22 protein-coding genes are annotated in these 21,635 nt (G+C 71.8%); 13 read left to right on the forward strand and 9 right to left on the reverse strand.

What is annotated here, in order from left to right; all coding sequences use genetic code 11:
- Positions 1–14: 14 nt before the first annotated feature.
- On the reverse strand, positions 15–260 hold the full coding sequence (locus ACFYPR_RS21990; protein WP_355065117.1) for a LysR family transcriptional regulator: 246 nt from the start codon (positions 258–260) through the stop codon (positions 15–17).
- 123 nt (positions 261–383) lie between these two features.
- Here ACFYPR_RS21990 and ACFYPR_RS21995 point away from each other — a divergent pair, with 123 nt between their 5' ends.
- The 4 genes from ACFYPR_RS21995 to ACFYPR_RS22010 all read left to right on the forward strand — a co-directional run bounded on the left by ACFYPR_RS21995 (position 384) and on the right by ACFYPR_RS22010 (position 5,495).
- A complete protein-coding gene (locus tag ACFYPR_RS21995; RefSeq protein ID WP_387262107.1) occupies positions 384–1,631 on the forward strand; it encodes an MFS transporter in 1,248 nt (415 codons plus the stop codon).
- 155 nt (positions 1,632–1,786) lie between these two features.
- Entirely contained in the window at positions 1,787–2,824 is a 1,038-nt protein-coding gene (locus ACFYPR_RS22000; protein ID WP_387262108.1) for a pectinesterase family protein, read from the forward strand.
- The gene (locus ACFYPR_RS22005) at positions 2,821–4,236 is read left to right on the forward strand and encodes a cellulose binding domain-containing protein (RefSeq protein WP_387262111.1); all 1,416 of its coding nucleotides are present in this window, start codon (positions 2,821–2,823) and stop codon (positions 4,234–4,236) included. The genes ACFYPR_RS22000 and ACFYPR_RS22005 overlap by 4 nt, the downstream gene beginning before the upstream one ends.
- 35 nt (positions 4,237–4,271) lie before the next feature.
- Positions 4,272–5,495: a cellulose binding domain-containing protein gene (locus ACFYPR_RS22010; protein ID WP_355137498.1), complete on the forward strand. Its 1,224-nt coding sequence runs from the start codon at positions 4,272–4,274 to the stop codon at positions 5,493–5,495.
- Between the two features lie 74 nt (positions 5,496–5,569).
- Here the strand turns inward: ACFYPR_RS22010 and ACFYPR_RS22015 are convergent, their stop codons facing one another.
- Positions 5,570–5,857: a hypothetical protein gene (locus tag ACFYPR_RS22015; RefSeq protein ID WP_387262112.1), complete on the reverse strand. Its 288-nt coding sequence runs from the start codon at positions 5,855–5,857 to the stop codon at positions 5,570–5,572.
- Positions 5,858–6,007: 150 nt separating this feature from the next.
- Here ACFYPR_RS22015 and ACFYPR_RS22020 point away from each other — a divergent pair, with 150 nt between their 5' ends.
- From ACFYPR_RS22020 to ACFYPR_RS22030, 3 genes are all read left to right on the forward strand, one after another.
- The gene (locus ACFYPR_RS22020; protein WP_387262115.1) at positions 6,008–6,436 is read left to right on the forward strand and encodes a hypothetical protein; all 429 of its coding nucleotides are present in this window, start codon (positions 6,008–6,010) and stop codon (positions 6,434–6,436) included.
- A 62-nt stretch (positions 6,437–6,498) separates the two neighbouring features.
- Positions 6,499–6,951 (forward strand): HAD domain-containing protein, encoded by a 453-nt coding sequence (locus ACFYPR_RS22025; protein ID WP_387262118.1) that lies wholly within the window; start codon positions 6,499–6,501, stop codon positions 6,949–6,951.
- A gap of 179 nt (positions 6,952–7,130) precedes the next feature.
- Positions 7,131–7,556, forward strand: a complete 426-nt coding sequence (locus tag ACFYPR_RS22030) for a hypothetical protein (RefSeq protein ID WP_387262121.1) — start codon at positions 7,131–7,133, stop codon at positions 7,554–7,556.
- A gap of 31 nt (positions 7,557–7,587) precedes the next feature.
- On the opposite strand, the gene ACFYPR_RS22035 is transcribed toward ACFYPR_RS22030, so the two are convergent.
- Positions 7,588–9,147 carry an NAD(P)/FAD-dependent oxidoreductase gene (locus tag ACFYPR_RS22035; RefSeq protein ID WP_387262124.1) on the reverse strand — a complete coding sequence of 520 codons (1,560 nt, stop codon included), beginning with the start codon at positions 9,145–9,147 and terminating at the stop codon, positions 7,588–7,590.
- A gap of 170 nt (positions 9,148–9,317) precedes the next feature.
- On the opposite strand from ACFYPR_RS22035, the gene ACFYPR_RS22040 reads away from it, so the two are divergent.
- The 4 genes from ACFYPR_RS22040 to ACFYPR_RS22055 are packed head-to-tail and all read left to right on the forward strand — an operon-like array spanning position 9,318 to position 12,109.
- Positions 9,318–10,547: a hypothetical protein gene (locus ACFYPR_RS22040; RefSeq protein WP_387262127.1), complete on the forward strand. Its 1,230-nt coding sequence runs from the start codon at positions 9,318–9,320 to the stop codon at positions 10,545–10,547.
- Between the two features lie 33 nt (positions 10,548–10,580).
- The gene (locus ACFYPR_RS22045) at positions 10,581–11,021 is read left to right on the forward strand and encodes a hypothetical protein (RefSeq protein ID WP_354856055.1); all 441 of its coding nucleotides are present in this window, start codon (positions 10,581–10,583) and stop codon (positions 11,019–11,021) included.
- Between the two features lie 59 nt (positions 11,022–11,080).
- Positions 11,081–11,653 carry a GNAT family protein gene (locus tag ACFYPR_RS22050; protein WP_354856054.1) on the forward strand — a complete coding sequence of 191 codons (573 nt, stop codon included), beginning with the start codon at positions 11,081–11,083 and terminating at the stop codon, positions 11,651–11,653.
- Between the two features lie 42 nt (positions 11,654–11,695).
- The gene (locus tag ACFYPR_RS22055; RefSeq protein ID WP_355065139.1) at positions 11,696–12,109 is read left to right on the forward strand and encodes a type II toxin-antitoxin system Phd/YefM family antitoxin; all 414 of its coding nucleotides are present in this window, start codon (positions 11,696–11,698) and stop codon (positions 12,107–12,109) included.
- Positions 12,110–12,156: 47 nt separating this feature from the next.
- Here the strand turns inward: ACFYPR_RS22055 and ACFYPR_RS22060 are convergent, their stop codons facing one another.
- The 6 genes from ACFYPR_RS22060 to ACFYPR_RS22085 form a co-directional block, all read right to left on the reverse strand.
- Positions 12,157–13,248 (reverse strand): ABC transporter ATP-binding protein, encoded by a 1,092-nt coding sequence (locus tag ACFYPR_RS22060; RefSeq protein WP_355065141.1) that lies wholly within the window; start codon positions 13,246–13,248, stop codon positions 12,157–12,159.
- The gene (locus ACFYPR_RS22065) at positions 13,245–14,105 is read right to left on the reverse strand and encodes an ABC transporter permease (protein WP_387179502.1); all 861 of its coding nucleotides are present in this window, start codon (positions 14,103–14,105) and stop codon (positions 13,245–13,247) included. Before ACFYPR_RS22065 ends, ACFYPR_RS22060 begins: the two co-directional genes overlap by 4 nt.
- 19 nt (positions 14,106–14,124) lie before the next feature.
- Positions 14,125–14,907, reverse strand: coding sequence for a molybdate ABC transporter substrate-binding protein (gene modA / locus ACFYPR_RS22070; protein WP_387262130.1), 783 nt, complete (start codon positions 14,905–14,907; stop codon positions 14,125–14,127).
- Entirely contained in the window at positions 14,904–15,329 is a 426-nt protein-coding gene (locus tag ACFYPR_RS22075; protein WP_354856049.1) for a TOBE domain-containing protein, read from the reverse strand. Before ACFYPR_RS22075 ends, modA begins: the two co-directional genes overlap by 4 nt.
- Positions 15,330–15,460: 131 nt before the next feature.
- Entirely contained in the window at positions 15,461–15,952 is a 492-nt protein-coding gene (gene smpB / locus ACFYPR_RS22080) for an SsrA-binding protein SmpB (RefSeq protein WP_354856048.1), read from the reverse strand.
- 25 nt (positions 15,953–15,977) lie between these two features.
- Positions 15,978–18,233 (reverse strand): hypothetical protein, encoded by a 2,256-nt coding sequence (locus tag ACFYPR_RS22085; RefSeq protein WP_387262133.1) that lies wholly within the window; start codon positions 18,231–18,233, stop codon positions 15,978–15,980.
- 148 nt (positions 18,234–18,381) lie between these two features.
- On the opposite strand from ACFYPR_RS22085, the gene ACFYPR_RS22090 reads away from it, so the two are divergent.
- The gene (locus ACFYPR_RS22090; protein WP_387262136.1) at positions 18,382–20,040 is read left to right on the forward strand and encodes an FAD-dependent oxidoreductase; all 1,659 of its coding nucleotides are present in this window, start codon (positions 18,382–18,384) and stop codon (positions 20,038–20,040) included.
- A gap of 55 nt (positions 20,041–20,095) precedes the next feature.
- The gene (locus ACFYPR_RS22095) at positions 20,096–21,535 is read left to right on the forward strand and encodes an ATP-binding protein (protein ID WP_387262138.1); all 1,440 of its coding nucleotides are present in this window, start codon (positions 20,096–20,098) and stop codon (positions 21,533–21,535) included.
- Positions 21,536–21,635: the final 100 nt, after the last annotated feature.

Here is a 21,635-nt window from a genome sequence, read left to right on the forward strand (position 1 = left end):
CGGGCTCGCGGCCATCAGCTTCCGAGGGCGCGGTCCACCCCGGCCACGATGCCCCGGGCGTGCGGGAGGAATGCCTGGCCGTCGAGCGTCAGCTCGACCCCTCGGGGAGTACGGGTGAACAGCCGGACGTCGAGGGCGCGTTCAAGGGCCGCGATCCGCTTCGACACGGCCTGCTGCGTCACGCCCAGCTCCTCGGCCGCGTGCTGCAACTGCCCGAACTCGGCCGCCCGGACGAACGATCGCACTGCCTCGGTATCCACCGGACCATCATCCACCCGTACAACCGTTGGTTGTGACACGCCCGGACGTTGGTTGTTTGCGCCGACGTCGGTGGCGTTGGTGTGCTGCCCGGACCCGAACGTCGGTTGTCACGAGGGGGGCGGATGGGCGCGCGGTTGGGGTCCAGTTTCGGTTGGCTGTGGTCGGCGTACGCCGTCAGCACGTACGGCACGTGGATCGCCTTCGGCGCGTTCCCGCTGATCGCGGTTCGCGTCCTGCACTCGCCGGCGTTCGCCGTGTCGATCCTGGCGGCGGCCGGACCGGCCGTCGCGGCGGTCGTGGCGTTCTCGCTCGGGCCGTGGGTCGAGCACCGGGCGAAGCGTCCGGTGCTGGTCGCCATGGACCTGCTCCGGTTCGTGGCCATGGCGAGTGTCCCGCTCGCGTACGCCTTCGGTCTGCTGTCCTACGGCCAGTTGCTGGTCGTCTCGGTCCTCTCCGGGACCGCGAGCATCGCCTTCGCCGCCGCGTCCGGCGCGTACCTCAAGTATCTCGTCCAGGGCGATCACCAGCTGGTGGCGAACGGTCGGTTCGAGGCCACGAGCTGGGCGGCGACGGCGGTGGGCCCGCCCCTCGGTGGCGCGCTCGTCGGGCTGCTCGGCCCGGTCGTCAGTGTCGCGGCCGACGCCCTCAGCTACCTGCTGTCGGCGCTCGCGGTCCTGCGCATTCGCGGCGGCGACGTCGCGTCGCCCCAGGACCGTGCCGGCCGGCTGCGCGGCGCCGATCTTCTGGTCGGCTGGCGGTTCATCCTGCACGACCGTGCCCTGCGAGGGCTGTTCCTCAACTCCATCCTGGTCGGCGGCCTCATCATGGCCACCGCCCCGCTCCTGGCTGTCCTCCTGTTGGGCCAGTACCACCTCCCGGCCTGGCAGTACGGCCTCGCCTTCGGCGTCCCGGCGCTCGGCGGCCTGGTGGGCGCCCGCCTGTCCGCGCGCCTCGTGGCCCGCCACGGCCGGCACCGCGTCATGATCGTGTCCGGGTGGCTGCGCTCGGTCTTCCCACTCGGTCTCGCGTTCGTCCAGCCGGGCATCCCCGGACTGGTCACCGTGATCGTCGTCGAGGGCCTGCTGATCACCTGCATGGGCGTCTTCAACCCGATCTACGCGACCGAACGACTGCACCGCACCCCGCTCGGCCACACCGCCCGCGTCCTCAGCACGTGGAGTGCCGTCAGCAGACTCGTCCAGGCGGCCCTGGTGGTGATCTGGGGCGTCCTCGCGACCCTCACCAGCCCTCTCGCGGCGATCACCATCTCCGGCGTTCTCCTGCTCGCCACCCCGCTCCTGCTGCCCAGGCGGACACCGTCGGTGGCCACCGAGCCCGCCGCGTCCGGGAGAGACGTTCAGGTCGGATGAACGGGTGGCGCACCCTCCGTGCCCGCGACCTTTATATTCTCGCTCATCGATGTTAACGTTCACTTAACGTCGTCGTCTGCCGGTCGACATCATCTTCGGCAGCGGCCCGGTGGGATCGGAGAACGCTTATGACCACGTCCGGCAGGGTTCTTCGCGTGCGCTCGGTGGCGGTGGTGACGGTGTGCGCTCTCGCCGCCGCAGTCTCGGTGGCTTCTGCCGCGTCCGCGTCCGCGTCCGCGTCCATCACCGTGGCCGCCGACGGCAGCGGCAACTACACGACCGTGCAGGCGGCGATCGACAGTGTCGCGGCGAACAACGGCGCTCCGGTCACCATCACCATCAAACCCGGCACCTACCGGGGCGTGGTCACCATTCCCGCCAACAAGCCCCACCTCACGTTGGCCGGCGCCGGCAGCTCCGCCGCCCAGGTGCTGATCGTCGAAGGGCACGCGGCCGGCCAGACCAAGCCCGGTGGCGGCACGTACGGCACGTCCGGCAGTGCCTCGGTCTTCGTCAACGCCAACGACACCACGATCAGCAATCTGACCATGTCGAACGACTTCAACGAGGCCGCCAACACCCTCGACGCCGAGCAGGCCGTCGCCGTCAACACCTCCGGCGACCGGGTGCAGTTCGACAACGTCCGCATCCTCGGCAACCAGGACACCCTGCTGGTCAACGCACCCAGTGTCAGCTCGGTCCGGCGTCTCTACGTCCGTAACTCCTACGTGGAGGGTGACGTCGACTTCATCTTCGGCCGGGGCACCATGGTCTTCCAGAACGGCACCGTGCACTCGCTCACCCGGGGTTCGTCGTCGAACAACGGCTACCTCACCGCGGCGGCCACCGACATCAACAACAAGTTCGGCTTCCTGTTCTGGGGAACCACACTGACCAGCAACGCCCCCGCCAGAACCGTCTATCTGGGCCGGCCCTGGCATCCCAGCGGCGACGTCAACGCCCGCGGTCAGGTCCTCTACCGGGGCGTCGCGATGGGCGCACACATCCGCACCGACCCCTGGACCGACATGTCCGGCTTCTCGTGGCGGACCGCCCGGTTCGCCGAGTACAGCAGCACCGGGGCTGGCGCCGTCATCAACGCCGACCGGCCCCAGATGAGCGCCTCCACCGCCACCCAGTACACACCCACCGCCTACCTGGCGGGTAACGACGGCTGGAACCCCATCCGATGACGAAGATTCGTTCCCTGCGGACCGCGGCCCTCATCGCAGTCGCCGCCGGGGTGCTCGCCGCAGGTCTGCCGGTCCTCAGCGCCGAGGCTGCGGTCGGTGACGGCACGCCGGCCGACTCGAACATCAGCTTCGTCGGCCGGTGGAACAAGACGAACGCCTCGGCCTACGTGCCCTACTGGGCCGGCGCGTACCTGCGGGTCGGGTTCACCGGCAGAACGGTGAAGCTCCGGCAGCGCAACACCATCCAGCTGTGGGCCAGCATCGACGGTAGGGCGTTCACGTCCTTCACGGGCTCCAGCACGATCAACCTGACGCCGACCGCGCTGGCGGCCGGCAACCACACGTTGATCGTCAGTTACCGGCAGGTGGCCGGCTCCTACACGGGTGACGCGGTCTTCCAGGGGCTGATCCTGGAGTCGGGCGCGGGCACATTCGCGCCACCGGCCCGCCCCAAGCTGGTCGAGTTCGTCGGTGACTCGATCACCGCAGGGGCCACGAGCAGTCAGCTTGCCGTGACCGACTACGGCTTCAAGGTCGGTGAGAGGCTCGGCTACGACCACACCCAGATCGCGATCGGTGGCATGTGTCTGGCCGAGACGACCGATGGATGCTGGGCGCAGGAGACACGCTACTGGATGTCGTCCGGTGGCCAGGCCGGCACCGACCCGTGGGACTTCTCCCGCTACACGGCCGACGGCGTGGTGATCAACCTGGGGACCAACGACAAGAGCCATGGCGTGAGCGCCGCGGCCTTCCAGGCGACGTACACCACCTTCCTCACGAGGATCCGGGCCAGGTTCCCGAACGCCAAGCTCTTCGCGATGCGGACGTTCATCGGTCGTTATGCCACGGAGACGGAGGCGGCGGTGCGGGCACGCAACGCCGCGGGTGACGCCAACGTATTCTACGTGGACACCACCGGCTGGCTGCCGTCCGGCGGCCTGAGCGACTCGGTGCACCCGAACGACGCGGGCCATCAGGCCATCACCGACAGGCTGGCCCCGGTCCTCAGCGCACGACTGACCACGACCCCGGACCCGACGACCCCGCCCCCCACGACTGCGCCGACCACCCCTGCGCCGACCGCTCCTGCGGGGGCCTGCGCGGTCACCTACCGCAAGACCGGTGACTGGGGTACGGGCGCCCAGTTCGACGTGACGCTCAGCAACACCTCCACCATCCCGGTCAACGGTTGGACACTGACCTGGTCCCTGCCAGGCAGTCAGCGGATCACGCAGTCCTGGAATTCCACCGTCACGCAGTCCGGCGCTGCGGCCACGGCGGTGAACGCCTCCTGGAACGCGGTGATCCCGGCCGCCGGTTCGGTCAGCTTCGGATTCGTCACCGACAGCCCGCTCGGCGGAGCGACCGGTTTCGCCCTCAACGGCTCCCCGTGCGCCGCCGCCACGTGATGGCGAGCGTCTCCGATCAAGGCAGGAGTGACCCGATGACGGTTCGTCGATGGCGTCTCGTGGTCCTGGCAGCAACGGTCCTGACCGTCGTGGCCGGCGGGCTCGGCATCGCCACCGCCCAGGCCGCCACCCCGGCGTGCGGTGTCGCCTATCGGGTCACCAGCGAGTGGACCGGCGGGTTCGGGGCCGATGTCGTCGTCACCAACCTCGGTGACGCGGTGACCAGCTGGGCCGTGGGGTGGAGTCTCGCCCCCGGGCAGGGCGTGACGCAGGCGTGGAACGCCGCCGTCACGGTCACCGGCACGGCGGTGACCGCCACCAACGTGAGCTACAACGGTGCCGTCGGCTCCGGCGCATCGGTCAACTTCGGCTTCACCGGCTCGTGGAGCGGCAGCAACCCGGTGCCGTCGTCGTTCTCGTTCAACGGCATCACCTGTGCCGGCCCACCGGCAGCGACCCCCACCGCGCAGACGCCCACGCCGGGGCCAACGCCCTGCCCCGAGCCGAGCACACCGCAGGCGACCCCTTCCACGTCATCGGCACCCGCGCCGATCAAGGTGTGGATGGCCGGCGATTCCACGATGATGAACGCCAGTTCCTGTCCGATCGGCTGGGGCAGCCAGTTCGCGTCCTACTTCACGTCGAACGTCACCGTGCAGAACAGTGCCGTCGGCGGTCGCAGCATCCAGACGTGGCTCTACGAGGGCAATGTGACCTCCACCAAGAACTCGGCCGGCGAGTGCACGCTCAGCTCGACTGCTTACAGCGCGCGGTGGTCGGCGATGCTGGACACCGGCAGCGGCTTCAAGAACGGTGACTATCTGATCATCCAGTTCGGCATCAACGACGGTGACTCGGCCTGCCCGCGACACGTTGGCACCAATCGCTTCAAGGAACTGCTCGGCGTCATGGCGACGGCTGCCAAAGCCAGAGGGGTGAAGCCAATCTTCGTCACCCCGGTCGCGGCAATCACCTGCAGCGGCGGCTCCGCCGTCGGCAATCGCGGTTTCGTCGCCGAGACGACGGCTGCGGCCGCCGCCAACGGCGTACCGGTCATCGACCTGCACGCCAAGAGCGTGGCGCTCTACAACACGCTCAGGCTGTGCCCGAACAACGGCGACTACTCGACGGGCGCGGTCGGCGCGTTCTTCTGCAACGACCACACCCACTTCGAGGCGGCCGGCGCCAGACAGATCGCCGGCCTGATCGCCACCGCCCTCCGGGCGCAGAACATCCCGCTCGCCGCCCACCTGAAGTGACAGCCACCCCTTTGGCGGTGTGACCCGATCGCGCTCGCAGACGACAGGAGCCAGGCTGCTGGAGGCGTGCGCCGCTACCTGCTCTTCGTACGTCTTGCGTCGGCAGCGATCCGGACGTCACGGAAGTCGACAACTGCCTCGCGAGCAACCGTGATCAGGACGGCGAGGTCACCTCCTGCCAGCAACAGGACATCGTCGAGCACGAAAGGCGGAACCTCCAGTTCCTCGGGGCCGTAGCAGTCGTGCCACGCCATGTCCATCAGGTGCAGGAGGTCGAGCGCGGCTTCAATCTGCCCACCGGCGAACAGCCCTTCGACGCGCGGCTTGCGTTCTCCACGACGTTGCTCGCTGCCAAGTGCCACGGGTAACTCCTTCGGACCGGGTCTGCTGCCGACTCCACGTAATCAACTCACGGCGACTGCCGTGCCGCGATCCCGCAGCACCTCGATCGTTGGCGGAGTCCTGCGCCGCCAACCGAGCGCGACGAGTCGGGCCACGCGCCGCAGCGCGGGATGAGGGAGGATGCGCCGGTGCGTCACGAGCATCATGTCTTCCACAACCCGCCGCCATCGACACCGGATGAGGTACGCGCCGCGCTCGACCGCGGCGACCTGTCGGCCGCGCTGGACGCCATGGTCGGCACCGCCCTGTACGGCGACGGGGACTGGAGAGAGCTGCAGGAACTGCACCTTCGGTTGCTCGAACACGACGATCGCCAGGTCAGTGCGCTCGCCGCGACGTGCCTGGGGCATCTCGCGAGGGTCCACCGTCAACTGGATGAACGCCGGGTGGTCGCCGCTCTGCGCCGAGCCCGGGCGCTGCCACACGTCACCGGTACCGCCGCCAACGCGCTGGAGGACATCGAGGTCTTCCTCCAACCGAGGCGCGCACGGATGCGCGGACGTGTGTGGAGGGCGATCCGCCCGTGGACGTGGTTCTGAACCGAACGCGGACGTGCCACCGACCCGTGGTGGAGCCCCTTCGGCCCTCAGCTCTGCTGGTAGTGGACAGTGCGGCCTGGCAGCCGAATGAGGGTGCCGGTAACCCGCTGCTCGATCGACTTGATCCGGATGACGGTCGTCGGCTGCTGGCCCTGACGTGCCAATTGGTCTGGGCTACGACGTGGATGGCCGAGGCGAACGAAATGGTCTCGCCACGGCTTGGGCTTCCGGCCCTGCCGGTCATCGACTGGCCGGACGACGACGAGGATCCTGCGCCCCGTCTGCACTGGAAGACGGTGTTCCTGACACAGTGGGCGGCCGGCCGCCCGTTCGTCTGGATAGACGACGAGACGACCGATGCCGACCGGCGATGGGTCGAGGCTCATCATCCGGCGCCGGCGCTTCTGCACCGCGTTGACCCGTACAGGGGCCTGACCGACGCGGACTTCTCAGTCATTCGCCGATGGCTCACGCAACTCGGCGTAGGGCCTGACGGAGCCCACTTCAACCGCTGACAGGCGCATCGACCTCGGTGCCCCTGAGCCTGTCGTCGTGACGAACTGCAACGCTGGGAAGATCGGTGGCAGGCCCATGACGAGTCGCCGTCCACATCGGCTTCGTTCGGCGACGGCCCGGCTGTTACCGTCCAGGACCGAAATGACGATCATGGTGAATGCTGGGGGAGTTGACGCGATTGCGTAGGAAGCCGAGTACGCGGCTGGCCGGTGCTCTGATCATGGTGCCGGCGACCGTGGCCCTCATCCTGGTCGGCACCGCCTCGGCGGCGTCGGCGGCGACGGGCACGCCGAGCGGTGCGCCGCCGGCGGCCAACGGTGTCGACGTGTGGTGCGTGTCGACCACCGGCGCCAAGGCGTGCTTCGCCGCGTACGGGGATCGGGTCTGGGTGAAGGACACCAAGGCGAACGGCGCGTCCGCCGCCGGCACGATCCAGGGACCGGACTGGAGCCGGCAGTGCTTCAACAGCAGCGGCGCGGACGCCGGCTGGGTCATGTGCAACTTCGACGTGCCGGAGTACGACGAGGGTCTGCTGTGGGCGGTCAACAACCCGTTCATCGGCAACGAGAGCAGCACGGAGATCTACACCAGCGGCCCGATCTGACGCCGGCGTTGCCGTAACGAGCCCCGGTCCGTCAGACCAGCGGCGCCTGCGCGGGTCGGCCGCCGTCGCCGGCCGCGCGGGCGCCCTCGGAAGCGGTGATCGGGGTGGTGATGATCCGACTGGGCAGCACCGGCGCGTCGCGGCCCGTGCCCCGCCGACCGCCGCCGCCGGTCGACTGCTCGTGGTAGTCCTGCTCCACGTTGACCGACCAGACGTCGTGCGTGGCGCCGGTGGCGATGTTCTCGACGGTCAGCATCGCGGTGAGCATCGAGTGGTCCTGGTTGTTGTAGCGGTGCATGCCGTTGCGCCCCACCGGGTGCACGTTCGGCACGGCCTCGGCCAGCCAGGCCCGGATCACGTCCACGTTGTGCTGGTAGCGCTCGTCGTACACCGGGTATGCCTTGGGCATCCGCACCACGTGGCCGGCCTCCACGACACCGGGGCGGACCAACCCCAACCGCTCCAGCTCCGCGGTGGCCAGGGCCACGAGGTCGGCATCCGGGGTACGCCACATCTCGTCGTCCTCGAAGACGAAGTACTCCAGGCCCAGGCAGGTGCGCCCGTCCTTCACGAGGTAGGGCGACCAGGAGCCGAAGTTCTGGATCCGGCCCACCCGTACCGCCGGGTCGTGCACGTAGATCCAGTTGTCGGGGAACGAGAACTCGGCCGGCACCACGAGGGCGACCGTCAGGAAGTCGCGGTAGCGCAGGTCGGCGGCGCAGGCCAGCACCTCCGGGGGCGCCGGCGGGCGCAGCGCGGCGACCAGCTCCGAGATCGGCATCGACGAGATCACGTCGTCGGCCGGCTCGGTGCGCTGCCCGCCGGCGCCGTTGAGCGTCACACTTATCGCCCGCCGTCGTTTCGGGTCGCGGTGCACGGCGGTCACCCAGGTGCCGGTCGACACCTCCCCGCCGCGCTGGCGCACCTCCTCGGCGCAGCGCTCCCACATCATCCCCGGCCCGTACTTCGGGTACTGGAACTCCTCGATCAGGCTGGTCACGTCGGTGCGGCGGCGCCGGGGCAGCACCGCGTTGCGGATCGCCGTGGCCAGCGACAGGTTCTTGATCCGCTGGGCGGCCCAGTCGGCCTGCAAACGGTCCGCCGGCATGCCCCAGACCTTCTCGGTGTACGTCTTGAAGAAGATCGAGTACAGCCGCCAGCCGAACCGGGCCGACACCCAGCCCTCGAAGTGCGACTGGTCCTTCGGCGGGCGCAGGCGGGCCCGGGCGTACGAGCCCAGGCAGCGCACCGCCTCCGGCAGCCCCAGGTTGCGCAGCGCGTTCGTCGCGCTCAGCGGGTAGTTGAACAGGGCGCCCCGGTAGAAGATCCGGCTCATCCGGGGCCGGGTCAGGAAGTCCTCGTCGGGGAGGATCTCGTGCCAGAACGCCTCCACCCGGGGCACCTTGGTGAAGAACCGGTGCCCGCCGATGTCGAAGCGCCACCCGTCGCGCTCCACGGTCCGGCTGATCCCGCCGACCACCTCGTCGGCCTCGAAGACCCGGACCGGCCGCCCGTGCCGGAGCAACTCGTATGCCGCTGTGAGCCCCGCCGGTCCCGCGCCGATGACCACCGTGCCGTGCTGCTCGCTCATGCCGCTCGTACTCCCTGCCGATGGTTGAGGCGCGGCGCGTACCCGTTATGCCTGGGATGTCACCTGCTGGTCGTGGTCGTTTCGCTCCGGCGGGGCGCATCGGGGCGTACAACGAAAGGGGCGGCACCCCCACGCGGCGGGTGGGTCGGCGGACCGGGGGAGCGGGGCGGATGCACCGGTGGCGAAGCGGCCGGCGGCACGCGACGGCGTGGGCGGTCCGGCTGGCCGGAGCGGGCGCGCGGCTGGCCCGCCGCGTGCCGGCGCCCTGGCCGTACCTCATCGGGCTCTTTATCGGCGCGAAGCTGCTGCTGACCCTGCTCGGCCTGCTGGTCCTGCACGCCTGGGACGGCATTCCGGGCGCGCCGCCGCCGGACGAGGCGATGATGTGGGCGCAGCAGCGGGAGGTCTCCGGCCACCGGTGGATCTCCTTCTGGTTCGCCTGGGACGCGCTGCTCTACCTGCGGCTGAGCGAGCTGCCGCTGACCGGGCGGCCGTGGGGGGACTTCGGCTTCCCGCTGCTCTACCCCTTCCTCGCCCGGCCGGTCGGCGCGCTGCTCGGCGGCGACAACGCGCTGGCCCTGCTGCTGATCAGCAACGTCGCGTTCCTCGGGGCCCTCGCGTACGGCTACCGGCTGGCCGAGCTGCTGCTCGGCGACGCGGACGCGGCCCGTCGGTTCACCCGCTACCTGGTGCTGCTGCCGACGGCCTTCCTGTTCCAGGCCGCGCTGACCGAGTCGCTGTTCGTGTGCCTCGCGCTCGCCGCGTTCTACTACGCCGAGCGACGTCGGTGGCTGCTGGTCGGCGTGCTCGGCTACTTCCTGGCGATGAGCCGGTCGGTCGGGCTGCTCGTCGCGTTGCCGCTGGCGCTGGTGCTGCTGCGCCAGCACGACTGGCGGCTCGGCCCACGCGCCCTGCTCGGGTACCTGCGGATCGGCTGGCCGTTGCTGCTGCTGCCCGCCGGATGGTTCACCTTCATGGCGTTCTGCCGGTGGCGCGGCGGGGACTGGTTCGCCTACCAGCACGCCCAACAGGTCGGCTGGGGGATCAGGGTGCAGAACCCGCTGCCGGTGGTGGTGGACGCTCTGGCCGGAGAGCCGCGCGACGCCGGACGGGTCCTCTTCGCCATGGCCGTGCTGGCCGTGCTGGTCGCCGGGTTCCGTCGCCGGGAGCTGCCGTATCTGGTCTACGGCGTGCTCATGGTGCTGGTGCCGCTGTCGATGGGCCCGCCGGTCTACAAGAGCCTGCTGCGCTACCTGCTGGCCGTGTTCCCGGTGGCCCTGGTGCTGGCCCGCTGGGCCCGTCGCGCCGGTGTCGACGTGTGGCTGACGGCGGCCCTCGCCGTGGTGCAGGGTGCGCTGTTCGTGCTCTGGCTCACCTACTGGACCCACATGATCATCTGATTGGGTGGCCGCCGGTCGGGGCAGGATGAGGCGATGACCGAGCCACGGGTGCGCCTCGACGATCTCGGCGCCTGGCTGATCAAGGGCAACGCGGACGCCGTCGACCTCACCGCCCGGTTCGCCCGCGAGCCGCTGGTGACGAACTGGTGCGTACGCCCTGGCTACCGGGCCCGGTTGATGCGCGCCGGGCAGCCGGTGGTGTTCTGGGCCAGCGGCAGCCGCGCTCGCCTGCCGTACGGGGTGTGGGGCATCGGACGGGTCACCGGGGTGGCCGAGCCCGCGCCACCGGGGCGACCCTGGTCGGTGCCCCTGGAGCTGCCCATCCTCCCCGAGCGGGACCGGGTGCCCCGGCAGGCGTTGCGCGCCGACGACCGGCTCGCCGCCCTGGAGGTGTTCCGCCAGCCGCAGGCGGCCAACCCCTCGTACCTGACCGTGGCCCAGTTCGCCGCCCTGCGGACGCACCTGCCGGTCTGAGGATTCAGCCGGCTTGTGCAAAGCTGCTACCCGTCGTCGCCAACTTCGGGGGAGGTCCGGTGTTCGCCCTGCCGCTGACCGACGAGGTCGAGCTGCGCCCGCTGGAACCCTGGCGGGCCGAGGAGTTCCTCGCCAACCTCGACCGGTCGCGCGAGCACATCCGGCCCTGGGTGTCGCCGTCCTTCGTCGCCACCGACCTGCCGTCGGCCCGCGCGGTGTTGCAGCGCTACGCCGACCGCTGGGCCAGCGACAGCGGCGGCATCTGGGGGCTGTGGTGGCGCGGCACCCTGGTCGGTGGGGTCATGTTCGTGTCGTTCGACGTCACGCTCGGCGTCTGCGAGGTCGGCTGCTGGCTGGAGCCGGCGGCGCAGGGCCGGGGCATGATGGCCCCCGCGATCCGCCGGATCATCGACTGGGCGGTCCGCGAGCGCGGCATCCAGCGGGTCGAGTGGCGCACCGACGCGGCCAACACCCGCAGCATCGCCCTGGCCCGCCGGCTCGGCCTGCGCCACGACGGCACCCTGCGCCAGCTCTACCCGAGCCCGCGCGGGCGCATCGACCTCGAGGTCTGGTCGGTGCTGGCCGACGAGTGGCTGGCCCGGCCCACACCGTCACCGCCCACCGTCCACTGACGACGGCGAATTCCTGTCGTACCCGGGCGGCACCATGCATTCATGGCCGTCCCCGCGCTCACCCCGCATTCCGACCCGCCGCGTTCCGTGCCGCTGCGTGAGGCGCGCACCCGGTTCAGTCAGCTCGTCGCGCTGGCCGAGCTGACCGACGCCGTCACCGTCGTCACCCGCGACGGCGATCCCCGCCCGGTCGCCGCGATCGTTCCCGCCGCCGCCGCCCGCAGTGGCGCGCAGGCCCGCGCCGACGCCGACCGGCTCGCCGCGGTCACCGCCGGTTGGGCCCGCCGCCTCGACGAGCAGCACCGTCGCAGCAGCCAGCGGCACGCCGCCGAGCTGGGGGCGGTCCGCGCGGCGCTGGCCGAGGTGTGGGCCGAGCTGGACCGCCGCGTCGTCCCGGGCAGCGACCCGGGACTGTCCCGGCTGCGCGCCGCGCACGCCGACCTGCTCACCGACTGACCGCCGCTCGTCGAGGGGCCGTCGCCGGCCCCGGCGTCGCGCAGGCGTCAGGTCGTGGCCGGGTAGGCGTTGGTCTCGGTCGCCTTGACCGCGACCCAGACCCGCTGGCCGGGGATCAGCCGCAGGTACGCCGCAGCGGCCGGCGTGACGTCGGCGGCCACGCCGATCGGCCCGTCCACCTGCACGCGGACGTTGTCGCCGTGGCGCTGCACGCCGACCACGGTGCCCGCCCAGGTATTGCGGGGGCTGCCGTCCGGCCGGGCCGGGTGCAGGGCCACCGCCGCCGGGCGGAACGCGACGAACGCGTCCCCGTCGAGCCGGTCGGCCACGCTGAGGGTCAGCTCCGGCGCGACACGTACCGCGTGGCCCTCCGCCCGGCCCCGATAGAGGTTCAACCCGACCAGGCGGGCCACGTAGTCGGTGCGCGGGCGGGCGGTGACGCTCGGGCCGTCGCCCTCCTGCACCACGCGCCCACCCTCGACGATGACCAGGCGGTCGGCCAGCGCCAACGCGTCCAGCGGATCGTGGGTGACCAGCACCGTGGCGCCCGGGTGCGCGGCCAGGTGGCGGTGCAGCTCCGCGCGGGTGTCCAGGCGGGTGCGGGCGTCCAGGGCGGCGAGCGGCTCGTCGAGCAGCAGCAGCGACGGCCCGACGGCCAGCGCGCGGGCCAGCGCCACCCGCTGCGCCTGCCCGCCGGAGAGCTGCCGGGGCCGGCGGTGCGCCTGGCCGGCCAGGCCCACCCGGTCGAGCCAGTCCCGGGCGGTGGCCCGCGCCGCCCGCCGGTCGACGCCGTGCCGGCGCGGCCCGAAGGCCACGTTGTCCAGCGCGTTGAGGTGCGGAAAGAGCAGGTAGTCCTGGAAGACCACGCCGATCGGCCGGCGTTCGGTGGGCACCCAGCCCCGGCTCGCCGGCCGATCCAGGTCGACGCCGCCGAGGGTGACGTGCCCGGCCGTGAGCGGGTGCAGCCCGGCCAGCGCGCGCAACGCGGTGGTCTTGCCGGCGCCGTTCGGCCCGAGCAGCGCTACGACCTCGCCCGACGCGACCCGCAGCGGCACGTCCAACCGGAAGGCGCCCCGGTCGACGACGAGCCGGGCGTCGAGCAGCGGGTTTCCGGCCTCGTCGTGCAGCGGCGCGGTCACGGGCTGGCCAGCCAGCGGTCGCGCAGCGCGGCCAGGATGCCCACCGAGACGATCAGCAGCACCAGGCTGAGCACGATCGCGGACTCCAGGTCGGTCTCCAACGCCAGGTAGACGGCCAGCGGCATGGTCTGCGTACGCCCGGGATAGTTGCCGGCGAAGGTGATGGTGGCGCCGAACTCGCCGAGCGCCCGCGCCCAGCACAGCACCGCGCCGGCGGCCAGACCCGGTGCCACCAGGGGCAGCGTGACGTGGGTGAAGGTGGTCCACCGCCCGGCGCCGAGCGTCGCGGCGGCCTCCTCGTAGCGGTGGTCGGCGGCGCGCAGCGCACCCTCGACGGCGATGACGAGGAACGGCATGGCGACGAACGCCTCGGCCAGCACCACGCCCGCGGTCGTGAACGGCAGGGTGACGCCGAACGTGGCGTCGAGCCAGCCGCCGAGCAGCCCGCGCCGGCCGAAGACCAGCAGCAGCGCCACGCCGCCGACGACCGGTGGCAGCACCAGTGGCACGGTGACCAGGGCGCGGACCAGCCGGCGGCCGGGAAACTCGACCCGGGCCAGCAGCCAGGCCAGCGGCACCCCGAGCAGCAGGCAGAACAGGGTGGCCAGGGTCGCCGTCTGCACCGACAGCCGCAGTGCCGTCAGCGCCCCCGGCGCGGTGAGCCGTTGCGGCAGCGTCGTCCACGGCGCCCGGACCACCAGCCCGGCCAGCGGCAGGACGAGGAAGAGCAGCCCCAGCCCCGCCGGGATCAGCAGCGCCGCCGGCACCCGCCCCCGTCGGCGCGGCGCGGCGTCGGGAAGCCGCCTCGCGCTGCCGGGAAGGGTCTGTCGCCCGCCGCTGGGAAAGGTCCGCCTCACGGTGCGGGGAAGGCCCGTCTCATGGCGCCTGGAAGCCGGCCGCGGCGAGGACCGTCTGTGCCGGCGTCGAGCGGACGTACGCGACGAAGGCCCGCGCGCCGGCCGGATTCGGCGCGTCCTTCAGCGCGACGATCGGATAGTCGTTGATCGCCCGCGTCGACTCGGGAAACTCGACACCGGTCACGTCGCTGCTCGCGGCGCGGGCGTCCGTACGGTAGACGAGGGCCGCGTCGACCTCGCCGAGCTTGACCTTCGCCAGCGCTCCCTTGACGTCCTGTTCCAGGGTGACGGGGGTCAGCGCGACACCCGCCGCGGTCAGGGCGGTACGCGCCGCCGCGCCGCAGGGCACCTGCTCGGCGCAGAGCGCCACCTTCACTCCTGGGCGGGTCAGGTCGGCGAGACCGGTCACGCCCTTGGGGTTGCCGCTGGGCACCGCGATCACCAGTTGGTTGCGGGCGAAGACGAGCGGCGTGCCCTCGGCGTCGCCGGCCTCGGTCACGGTCGCCATGTTCTTCGGCGCGGCCGACGCGAAGACGTCCGCCGGAGCGCCCTGGGTGATCTGGTTGGCCAGGGCGGAGCTGCCGGCCAGGTTGAGGGTGACGGTGACGCCCGGGTTGGCGGCCTCGAAGTCCCTGGCGATCCGGGTGAACGACTCGGTCAGCGAGGCGGCGGCGAACACGATCACCGTGCCCGATGCCCGACCGTCCCGGGCGTCGCCCGGGTCGCCGGCGCGGTCGCAGCCGGCCGTCGCCAGCACGGTCACCGCCAGCGCCACCGCGACGAATCTGGTCCGACGACTCATCCGACCGCCCTTGCTCCGGCCGGGGTGGTGGGCGCGGCGCGCTCCACCACCACGGTGGTCGACTTGATGACGGCGACGGCGACCGAACCGACCCTCAGGTCGAGGTCGTCGACGGCCTCCCGGCTCATCAGCGACACGACCCGGAAGGGGCCAGCCTGGATGTCGACCTGGGCCATCACCGTGTCCTTGCGGACGTCGACGACGATGCCGCGCAACCGGTTGCGGGCCGAGGAGAATTCGGCGCCCGCGTCCGGGTCGGCGGCCTGCGCGCGGGCGAACGCCGCGAGGTCGACGCCGTCAATGATCCGGTGGTCGTGCTCGTCACGCCCGGCGGGCAGCCGCCCGGCGTCCACCCAGCGGCGGATCGTGTCGGCGCTGACGCCGAGCAGTTCGGCCGCCGCGCCGATCCGGAACGTCGTCACCGCCTCACCCTAGCGGGCCGCATCCGCGAGGGTATAGACCCCATGCCGCCCGCATTCGCATGGCTTTGCCGCTCGATACGCCAGCATCTGCTATCCGCCAGGTCGGCGACGTGGCGGTATTGCGCAGCCGGTCAGTGGCGGCGGGGGTGGCCCTTGAGGTGTCGGCCCAGCTCCCGGGCGATCTCGCGGTTGGCGTCGCGTTCGGCGAGGGTCTGCCGCTTGTCGTACGCGCGCTTGCCCTTGGCCAGGGCCAGCTCGACCTTGGCCCAGCCGTTGTCGAAGTACATCGACAACGGCACCAGCGTCACCCCGCCCTCGCGAACCTTCTCCAGGATCCGGCCGATCTCGGAGCGGTGCAGCAGCAGCTTGCGGTTGCGGCGCGGCGCGTGGTTGGTCCACGTGCCGTAGCTGTACTCGGCGATGTGCAGCCCGTACAGCACGATCTCGCCGTCGCGTTCGTGCGCGAACGCGTCCACCAGCGACGCCCGTCCCTCGCGCAGCGACTTCACCTCGGTGCCGACCAGCACGATGCCCGCCTCGTACGTGCGCAGCACGGTGTACTCGTGCCGGGCCTTCTTGTTCGAGGCGATCAGTCGGCGCTCGGGCTGCTTGGACGGGCTCACCCGGCGACGATATCCGGCCGTCCCCTCAGTCGGTCGTCCGGAGCTGGGCGCGCAGCCGCGCGGCCAGCTCTCGCACCGCCTGCGTGAACTCGTCCTGCGACTCGCACGGCGAGTGGCCCAGGATCGGCGGCGGCACGCTGTCGCTGGGCGGGGGCACCACGCCCTGCGGGTCCTTCAACCGGCGGTCCACCGCCGCCTCCGGCCCGGCCAGCGTCGCGCTGTCCCCGGGCCGGTGTGGAGCGAACATCCACCCACCGATCGGGTCGGTGTCGCGCCACAGGTTCACCCAGCGCCAGCCGACGCGCTCGCCGATCTCGCGCAGCGTCGACTCGTCGACGTAGGCGGGGAACAGTCGCGAGTACAACCGGTTCAGCGGCGACAGGTAGGTGAGCAGGGCGACCCGGTCGGTGACCCGCGGCGGCAGTTGCAGCAGGGTGGCCGCGAGCAGCACCGAGCCGTGGCTGTGCCCCGCCAGCAGCACCCCCTCGCCCTGGTCCACGAGGTAGGTGATCCGCTTCGTCAGCTCCGGCACCGCCCGTTCGGCGTAGCAGGGCGGCGCGAAGGGGTGCGCCGCCCGGGGCCAGAAGGTGCCCAGATCCCACAGGACGCCCACGTACCTACGGAACCCGGCTGTCCGGTACGCGAAGATGCCGCCGATCACGAGCCCGACCAGGATCGCGCCGATCGCGTAGCTGCCCGCCCCGATGAGGAAGTTGACGAGGCTGTCGGGCACGCCGACGTACTGCTCGAACACGTCCCCGGGATAGAGCTGGAGCAGACCGAGCAGGCTGGTGGCCAGTCCGAGCGCGGCGGACCCGGCGTAGACCACGGCGAGGGGTTCCAGCCGTTCGGTGAAACGGGCCCGCGCCACCGCCTGCTCGACCCGGCGCAGCCGCGCCGCCGCCTCCGGCGGGGCGTGCGGGAAGTCGGCGGCCACGATCGCCCGCGCCGCCCGCCACCGGCTGGGACGGGTCGCCACGGTGACCACCACGCCCACCAGCAGCGCGGCCAGCACTGCGAGGAAAAACCCGACGATCGCCCACTTGTACGCCAGCGGCGGGCCGAACGCGAACCGTTCCCGGTACCCGCTGTTGCGGTCCAACACGTCGGCCACCCGATAGACCAACTCGGCGGAGAACGCCACCGCGAGCCCGGCGCCGACTGTGACGAAGACCGGAGCGCCCAGCGCGCGCAGCCGGGGGAGCCGCTGTCCGCCGGCGCGTCGCCCGCTGCCGCGCGCCCAGATCACCACCGCTGCGAGGATCACCAGCAGGACGGTCTGGCTGACGAACAACCAGGCCACCGTGGCGCTGTACCCGGGCAGCATCCTGCTCTGCGGCCACGACGCGCGGCTGGTCAGGGTGTACGCGATCACCAGGATCGTCAGGCCGCAGGCGATCGTGCGCAGCCCTCGCGTGACCGCCTCCAGCCGGGGCACCGGGCTGGGCCGGTCCATGCCCCGCACCCTCGTCAGCAGGACCACGCAGGCGAGCAGCACGGCCCCGGTCGCCACCGCCAGCGCCGCCCACACCGTCGACTCGTTCTGGCTGTCCCAGGCGGCCAGCAGGCTGACGTCCAGCGTGGCGAACGCGGCCGCGACGTGCACCGAGCGCAGCCGTCCCACCACCGGGGTCCCGTCCCACTGGCCGACCGCGCTCAACTGCTGGACGGAGGTCTCCTCGGTCGCGCCGGTGCGAAAGGCGTCGTACGAGTGGCTCGGCCGCGCGCCGAGCCACCACACGATCCCGATGGCGGCGACCGGCGCCAGGGCCAACACACCCAGCCGTACCCCGGGCGGACGCTCGCCGAGCCAGGACAGCCAGCTCCGGCCGGCCGTGCAGGTCGGGGAGTCCATGCAGCGCCAGGCGACGAGGTCCAGCGCCATCCCGACGATGGAGAGCACGTAGAGCATCGTGAGGGTGAGCGCGAGCACCCGGCACAGCGCGACGATGACGTGTTTCCCCGAGAGGCTCGCCGGGCGCATCCAGAGCGCCACGTTGCAGAGCATGAACGGCAACAGGAACACCAGCGACAGCGTCCGTACGGCCGTGCCGGACGGCAGGTCGCTCCAGCGGTACGCCTCCAGCGTCACCCCGTCCGTGCCGGTCGAGTCCGGGTAGCCCGGGCGGGGGCGGAAGAACCCGCCGCTGCGGTCTCCGGCGACCTGGTGCACGTGCGGCCGGTTGAGGACCTGGTCGGCGCCCGCCCCGGAGACGCCGTGCACCCGCAGCTCCACTACTCGACCCGACGTCGTCGGGTCGGTCGGCGACGCGTCCGTCATGGGCCCCCCGAGGTGTGCGACCGCCGGCGGGTCGGCGGTCGCACACCTCCCGCGGCGGTCCCGCTTACCCGTCCCGGGCCGGGTCACGCATGCGTCGGTGCCCGCGCGGTGGTGCGACCGGGCCCGCCGGGGTGGTTCTATTGGCGCCATGGCAAACCCGGTGATCCTGACCGTCGACGACGATCCCGCGGTGTCCCGGGCGGTGGCCCGGGACATCCGGCGCCACTACGGCGACCGTTACCGGGTGCTGCGCGCCGCCTCCGGGCCGGAGGCGCTGGACGCGCTGCGGGAGGTCAAGCTGCGCGGCGAGCAGGTCGCGCTGCTGCTGGCCGACCACCGGATGCCGGAGATGACCGGCGTCGAGTTCCTCGAAGCCGCGATGGACATCTTCCCCGCCGCGCGCCGGGTGCTGCTCACCGCGTACGCCGACACCGACGCGGCGATCCAGGCGATCAACGTGGTCGACCTGGACCACTACCTGCTCAAGCCCTGGCACCCGCCGGAGGAGAAGCTGTACCCGGTGGTCGACGGCCTGCTGGAGGCGTGGTCCGTCACCCCGGACGCGACGAGCGTCGAGATCCGGGTCGTCGGGCACCGCTGGTCGGCGCCGTCGTTCAAGGTCCGCGACTTCCTGGCCCGCAACCTCGTGCCGTACCGCTGGCTGTTGTCCGACGATCCGGAGGGCGCCCGCCTGCTCGACGCGGCCGGGGCCACCGAGGCGGACGTACCCCTGGTGGTGACCGCCGAGGGCAAGGCCCTGGTGGCCCCCAACGAGGCCGAGTTGGCCGCGTTGGCCGGGCTGACCGTGGTGCCGGCGTCCGACTTCTACGACCTCGTGGTGATCGGCGGCGGTCCGGCCGGCCTGGGCTCGGCCGTGTACGGCGCGTCGGAGGGGCTGCGCACCGTCCTCGTGGAGCGGCGGGCGACCGGCGGGCAGGCCGGGCAGAGCAGCCGGATCGAGAACTACCTGGGCTTCCCGGACGGCGTCTCCGGCGCGCAGTTGACCGACCGGGCCCGACGGCAGGCGGTGAAGTTCGGCGCCGAGCTGCTCAGCGCCCGGGAGGTGGTCGGCCTGAGCGAGGCCGGCGGGGCCCGGCTGCTGCGGTTCGGCGACGGCAGCGAGATCGCCGCGCACACCGTGGTGCTGGCCACCGGGGTCTCCTATCGGGTGCTCGACGCGCCCGGCCTGGCCGACTTCACCGGCCGGGGAGTGTTCTACGGCGCCGCCGCCACCGAGGCGCCCAGCTGTGTCGACCAGGACGTCTACATCGTGGGCGGGGCCAACTCGGCCGGCCAGGCCGCCGTGCACTTCTCCCGGTACGCCGCCCGCGTCCACCTGCTGATCCGCGGCGCGGACCTCACGGCGTCGATGTCGCGTTACCTGATCGACCAGCTGGAACGCATCGACGGGATCACCGTGCACCCGCACACGGCGGTGGTCGGCGCCACCGGGCAGGACCACCTGCAACAGCTCACGCTCTGCGACACCCGCACCGGGCAGGCCCGCTCGGTCGACACCTCCTGGCTGTTCATCTTCATCGGCGCCGAGCCCCGCACGGACTGGCTCGACGGGGTGCTCGTCCGCGACGGGCGCGGCTTCATCGTCACCGGCCCGGACCTGTTGAGCGGTGGCCGGCGCCCGGCCAGGTGGTCGCTGTCGCGCGACCCGTACCACCTGGAGACCAGCCTGCCGGGGGTGTTCGCCGCCGGGGACGTCCGCGCCGAGTCGGTCAAGCGGGTCGCCTCGGCCGTCGGCGAGGGCGCGATGGCCGTCTCGCTCGTGCACCGCTACCTGGAGGCCCAGTGAGCGCGAGGAGTGAGCCGGGTCTGCGAGCCCCGCAGTCGCGAACGAAGGAGACGCCATGACCACCCCGTCGGAGCGGTTGACGCCCGCGCAGCTGCGTGCCCTGTTCCTGTTCGAGGCGCTCGACGACGAGCAGCTCGACTGGCTGGTCGAGCACGGCCGGGTGGAGCAGCGTCCCGGCGGCACCCTCGTCTACGGCGAGGGTGAGGCCGCCACCTGCTTCTTCGTGCTGCTGCGCGGCGCGGTGGCGTTGAGCCGTCAGGTCCGTGGCGACGACGTCGAGGTCAGCCGGACCGACCAGCCCGGCGTGTACGGCGGCGCCACCCAGGCGTACCTGGGCGACCAGGTCGAGCAGACCTACCGCAACAGTCTGCGGGCGCTGGTCGACTCCGACTTCTTCGTGCTGCCGGCGGAGGACTTCGCGCACGCCCTGCGGTCCTGGTTCCCGATGCCCATGCACCTGCTGGAGGGGCTGTTCTTCGGCATGCGGGACAGCCAGACCATCGTCGGCGAGCGGGAGCGGCTGTTGGCGCTCGGCTCGCTCTCGGCGGGGCTGACGCACGAGCTGAACAATCCGGCTGCGGCGGCGGTGCGGGCCACGTCGGTGCTGCGCGACCGGGTCGCGGGGATGCGGCACAAGCTCGCGATGATCGCCGACGGTCGGCTCGACGGCCGCGCGCTGCACGGGCTGGTCGCGTTGCAGGAGGAGGCGGTGGCCCGGGTGGCCACCGCGCCGAAGCTGAGCCCGGTGGCCACCGCCGACGCCGAGGACACCCTCACCGACTGGCTGGAGGAGCACGGGGTGGGCGGCGCCTGGGACCTGGCGCCCATCCTGGTCGGCGGGGGTCTCGACGCGGCCTGGCTCGGGCAGGTGAAGGCGGCCGTCGGCCCGGCGGACCTGGAGGCGGCGGTGCGGTGGCTCTCCTACACCGTCGACACCGAGCTGCTGATGCGCGAGATCGGCGACGCGGTGACCCGGATCTCGGGTCTGGTGGGTGCCGCCAAGCAGTACTCCCAGTTGGACCGCGCCCCGCACCGCGTGGTGGACGTGCACGACCTGCTCGACGCCACGCTGGTCATGTTCAAGGGCAAGGTCCCCGCCGAGGTCAAGCTCGTCCGCGAGTACGACCGGTCGCTCCCGCCGATCCCGGCGTACGCGGCCGAGCTGAACCAGGTGTGGACGAACCTGATCGACAACGCGCTGGGCGCGATGGGGGAGAAGGGCGTGCTGACCGTCCGCACCGGCCGGGTCGGCGACCTGCTGGCGGTGGAGATCACTGACACCGGTCCCGGTATCCCGCCCGAGGTACGCCCGCGCATCTTCGAGCCGTTCTTCACCACCAAGCCGGTCGGTGCCGGCACGGGTCTGGGGCTGGACATCTCGTACCGGATCGTGGTCAACAAGCACCACGGTGACATCCGGGTGGAGACCGAGCCCGGGAACACCACGTTCCGGGTGCTGCTGCCGATCACCGAGGACGTCGCGCCGACTGTGTGAAACACCCGTACGACGCGCCGACTACCTAAAGACATCAGGTGGTCGCTGGCAGTAGTCTCGGGCGGCGTTCGTGCTTCCCGCCCCCCGAGGAGCGTCCGTG

The sequence above is a fragment of the Micromonospora sp. NPDC005254 genome (genome assembly GCF_042872525.1).
Lineage (GTDB): Bacteria > Actinomycetota > Actinomycetes > Mycobacteriales > Micromonosporaceae > Micromonospora.